The sequence below is a fragment of the Nioella sp. genome (assembly GCF_964229645.1).
Taxonomy (GTDB): domain Bacteria; phylum Pseudomonadota; class Alphaproteobacteria; order Rhodobacterales; family Rhodobacteraceae; genus Nioella.
Genome location: NZ_CAXREX010000200.1, coordinates 1 through 4,471, shown reverse-complemented (window position 1 = coordinate 4,471; position 4,471 = coordinate 1). Strand labels below are relative to the sequence as shown.

5 protein-coding genes are annotated in these 4,471 nt (G+C 62.3%); 3 read left to right on the top strand and 2 right to left on the bottom strand.

What is annotated here, in order from left to right:
- The 3 genes from ACEQXV_RS13615 to deoD form a co-directional block, all read left to right on the top strand.
- Positions 1 to 667: methylmalonyl-CoA mutase family protein (locus ACEQXV_RS13615; protein WP_370269656.1), on the top strand; the 667-nt coding region annotated here is incomplete at its 5' end.
- Positions 668 to 820: 153 nt separating this feature from the next.
- Positions 821 to 1,129 (top strand): H-NS family nucleoid-associated regulatory protein, encoded by a 309-nt coding sequence (locus ACEQXV_RS13610; RefSeq protein WP_370269655.1) that lies wholly within the window; start codon positions 821 to 823, stop codon positions 1,127 to 1,129.
- A gap of 144 nt (positions 1,130 to 1,273) precedes the next feature.
- On the top strand, positions 1,274 to 1,978 hold the full coding sequence (gene deoD, locus ACEQXV_RS13605; protein WP_370251434.1) for a purine-nucleoside phosphorylase: 705 nt from the start codon (positions 1,274 to 1,276) through the stop codon (positions 1,976 to 1,978).
- A 40-nt stretch (positions 1,979 to 2,018) separates the two neighbouring features.
- On the opposite strand, the gene ACEQXV_RS13600 is transcribed toward deoD, so the two are convergent.
- Together ACEQXV_RS13600 and ACEQXV_RS13595 are read right to left on the bottom strand one after the other, a co-directional pair.
- Positions 2,019 to 3,191 carry a type III PLP-dependent enzyme gene (locus tag ACEQXV_RS13600; protein WP_370251436.1) on the bottom strand — a complete coding sequence of 391 codons (1,173 nt, stop codon included), beginning with the start codon at positions 3,189 to 3,191 and terminating at the stop codon, positions 2,019 to 2,021.
- Between the two features lie 241 nt (positions 3,192 to 3,432).
- The gene (locus ACEQXV_RS13595; RefSeq protein ID WP_370251435.1) at positions 3,433 to 4,269 is read right to left on the bottom strand and encodes an urea carboxylase-associated family protein; all 837 of its coding nucleotides are present in this window, start codon (positions 4,267 to 4,269) and stop codon (positions 3,433 to 3,435) included.
- Positions 4,270 to 4,471 lie beyond the last annotated feature (202 nt).

Here is a 4,471-nt window from a genome sequence, read left to right as displayed (position 1 = left end):
CGCAGAGCGTGACGAGGCCGCCGTCCAGCAAGCGCTGGAGGCCCTGCGCACGGCGGCTGCCGCTGGCGAAAACGTCATGCCCGCCTCGATCGCGGCGGCCAAGGCCGGAGCCACGACCGGGGAATGGGCGGGTGTGATGCGCGCCGTTCACGGTGAATACCGGGGGCCGACCGGCGTTTCGCGCGCGGTTTCGAACAAGACCGAGGGTCTGGATGATATCCGCGAGGCGGTAGACGCGGTCAGCGACAAGCTGGGGCGCCGGCTCAAGTTCATGGTTGGTAAGCCGGGGCTCGATGGCCATTCCAACGGCGCCGAACAGATCGCTTTCCGCGCCCGCGATTGCGGCATGGATATCTCTTACGAAGGTATTCGCCTGTCCCCTCAGCAAATCGTCGATGCCGCGCGCGCGGAAGATCCGCATGTGATCGGCCTGTCGATCCTGTCAGGCAGCCATATCCCGCTGATCCGCGATGTGATGGAACGGCTGCGCAGCGAAGGGCTTGGCCATATCCCGGTGATGGTGGGTGGCATTATCCCCGACGAGGACGCGAAAACCTTGCTGTCTTTCGGTGTCGCAAGGGTTTACACGCCCAAGGATTTCGAACTGAACCGCATCATGATGGATATTGTGCACCTGGTTGACACGCCATCAGTCGCCGCGGAATAAGCAGAAATTCAGATTAATTAAGAAGGCTCGCCCTGAAATTGGCGGGCCTTTTCCCGTTATTGCCTATACTTTTAGACAGGTCGTGCTATTATTCATTGAATTGAATTTGGTCATTTCCTAACAGTTTTATTACAAGTAACGGGAGAATAACAAATGACCATCGATCTCGATTCGATGTCGAAACAGGATTTGCTGGCACTGCGCAAAAGTGTCGACAAGGCGATTGCCAGCTTCGAGAAGCGGCAGAAGGAAGCGGCTCTCGCAGCGGCCCAGAAAGCCGCGCAGGAGCACGGTTTTTCGCTGGACGAAATTCTCGGCAAAAAGACTTCGGGGAAAACCTCCGTGCCGAAATTCCGCAATCCCGATGATGCGTCCCAAACCTGGAGCGGCCGTGGCCGCCAACCGGCTTGGTACAAGGATGCGATCAACGCTGGCAAATCGCCGGACGATCTGGCCATCTGAACCGGAAAAGCCGAGACGCGAAGGGCCCGGGGGCAGCAGCCTGCCCCGCGGGCCTTTTCCAATTCAGTGGCCCCGCCCGCCTTCCTGCTTTTCCAGCGCGCCGCAGTCGGGCAGGATGGGTGGACCAGCACAAGCGAGGATCCCATGACCATCCATATCAGCGCCGCCCCCGGCGAAATTGCCGAAACTGTTCTGATGCCCGGCGATCCACTGCGCGCGAAATGGGCCGCCGAGACATTTCTGGACGATCCCGTCTGCGTGAATGAAACGCGGGGGATGCTTGGATTTACCGGCCACTGGAATGGAAACCGCGTGACCATTCACGGATCGGGAATGGGAATGCCAAGCCTCTCGATCTATGCCAACGAACTGATCCGCGATTACGGCGCCCGGACGCTGATCCGCATCGGGTCGGCAGGGGGCATGCAGCCGCAGGTCAAACTGCGCGACGTGGTTTTGGCCATGACCTCGTCAACCCTGTCCTCTCCCTCCAGTGGGATCTTCAAGGAACTGAACTACGCCCCCTGCGCCGATTTCGGTCTGCTTCAGGCGGCCCATGCCGCCGCCACGAAGCTCGATTGCGGCGTGCATGTAGGCGGCATCTATTCCTCGGACGTGTTCTATGACGAACGCCCCGACCTCAATGAACAGATGACCCGCCACGGCATCCTGGCGGTCGAGATGGAGGCGGCAGAGCTCTACACCCTTGCTGCGCGCTACGGGTGCCGGGCACTGGCGGTTCTGACGATTTCAGACCACCTGCAAACGCATGAGGAACTGCCCGCAGCGGACCGGCAGTCCAGTTTCGCAGACATGGTTCAGATTGCGCTGGAGGCGGCCTTCGCCTGAGGCATCGGGGGCCTTCGCTCCGAAGGCCCCGCCATGCGTATCAGATCACGACGACGTCGAGCGGCGGGAAGCCGTTGAAGCCCACCGAGGCGTAGGTCGAGGTGTAGGCCCCGCAGTTGCGGATCACGATCCGGTCGCCCGATTGCAGGCTGAGCGGCAGGAAGACCGGACGCTTTTCGTAGAGCACGTCGGCGCTGTCGCAGGAGGGGCCTGCCAGGATGCAGGGGCCCATTGCGTCGCCATCACGATCGGTCAGGAACTGGTAACGGATCGCCTCGTCCATGGTCTCAGCCAGGCCCGAGAACTTGCCGATATCGAGATAAACCCAACGGTGCAGGTCGGTCCGGGCCTTGCGCGACACCAGCAGAACTTCGGCCGCGATTGCGCCGGCCTCGGCCACCAGGCCACGGCCCGGCTCTGCCATGATGCGCTCGACCTTGCCGAAGCGGGCGGCAATCAGGCGGCGCACTTCGGCACCGTAGGTTTCCGGGCCGTCCACTTCCTCACCGTAGAAAGCCGGGAAGCCGCCACCAATATTCAGAAGGCGCGGGTTGAACCCGGCTTTCTTCAGCGCGCCCCAGCTGTCGGCAACCTCGTCGAGGATACCGGCCCACATCGAGGCGCGGCGGGTTTGCGAGCCCACATGGAAGGACACGCCCACCGGGTCGAGCCCGAGCATGTCGGCATGCTGGAAGAGATGAACGAGGTTCGAACGGGCACAGCCAAACTTGCGGGTCAGCGGCCAGTCGGCTTCGGAAAACTCGACGATCAGGCGAATATAGACCTGCGCACCGGGGGCGTGCACGGCGATCTTTTCAAGCTCTTCTTCTGCATCGGCGGCAAAGAGGCGGATGCCCTTCGCATAGGCAAAGGCGATATCGGCGGGCTTCTTCACGGTATTGCCGAAGGAAATGCGCGACGGCGCAGCGCCCTGGTCAAGGCACAGTTCGATCTCGGCGCGGCTGGCGGCATCGAAGCCCGAGCCGAGCGACACGAGGCGTGCGATGATCTCGGGGGCCGGGTTTGCCTTCACGGCGTAGTGGATATGAGCATCGCCCAGGCCGCGCGAGAGCGCGCCGTAGCGGTCGGCCACGGCCTCGGTGTCGATCACCAGGGTCGGGCGCTCGAAGCGGTTTTCAGCGATGAAAGCCTCCGCACGGGATCGTGCGGCGACGACAATGGAATCCGAGAAATCGGTCAGCATAGCGGTCATGGTCATCTCCAAAAGACCTGGCCCATTGAAGGGCGGCAAAGTTCAAGTTCGGAGACGTTACCGTCGCTACGTAACTGCGGCGGTCGAAACCACCCATGACAGAGGCGCGTGCGTTGGCGTCTTGTGACGGCGCATTTGGGGCTTTTGCCGAGTCATTGCAAGAAAAAATATCGGACCGGGAGAAAAAAATTCCCACTGCATTTCAGGCCGGTTTTGATCAAGTTTTAAAGGACCTGGCCGCTTACACCCCGTGGCTGCGGTCATAGCCATTCACGGGCGGCATGATCCAATCGGGCGTAGCCTGGGTGTCGAAGACTTCCACCAGCAGCGGGAAACAGGCAGCGGCATCCGACGAATGCTCGGCGCTGCAATCTCCACCGGGACAGGCCGACAGGGCCCCAAGCAGGTCGATCTCGGCCACGAAATCCAGGTGATCGCCGGGCCGCACGGGGCTGGCCTTCATGAAATACTGCCCGGTGTCGCGGGTGAAGCCCGTGCACATGAAGACGTTGAGCACGTCATGCACCAGCGGTTCGGCCTCGGCCAGCGGCATCCCCGTTTCGGCCGCCAGCGCGCGGGTCAGATTGGAATGGCAGCAATGGTGATACTGACCGCCCGCCAGCAGGTTATGCGTATAGGGGTCACAGCGCGTGCCGATCACATCATGAACAGACCCCCCGAAAGCGTCCTTTCCGTACCAGTGCAAGCTGTCCTCCAGGATCGTGGCCATCGGCCTGAGACCCGGGAAAGACGACCACAGGCGGTCACCGGTGGTCACGTGGGTCCCGTGCAGGGCCCGGGTCTTGCCTGAGTAGAACCGCTCCGACAGGTCATGCGCGTTCCACAGGTTGAGATCGCCCACCTGCGGCCCCTCGACCGAAGAGATGCGGAAAGCCTGCCCCGCCTTGACGCGAAACGTGGCCCCGTCGCGCGGCGGCACCAGCACCTCGCCCACCTTCTGCCAGCCCGTCTTTGCGCGTGCCACATCTGCCTCCGGCAAGCGCGGCAAGGTCTCGTTGGGATAGCAGATGACAGGGGCAATGGCACGGCGGGCAGCGGCGTCTGCGGGTTCTCTCATGGGGTGATCCTCCTTCGAAATCAGGGGGCCGCCCCCCGTACACAACTCGTACACCCCCCATGCACCCCCTGTATAGACGCAGCCTCCTTCGGGCCCGCCCCTTCTTCTTGGTGCAAACACTCCGGGGGAGTCGCTGCCAGGCGACGGGGGCAGCGCCCCCAGGTCATTTTCCGTCACGGAAAATGACCCCGCGACCCGACGG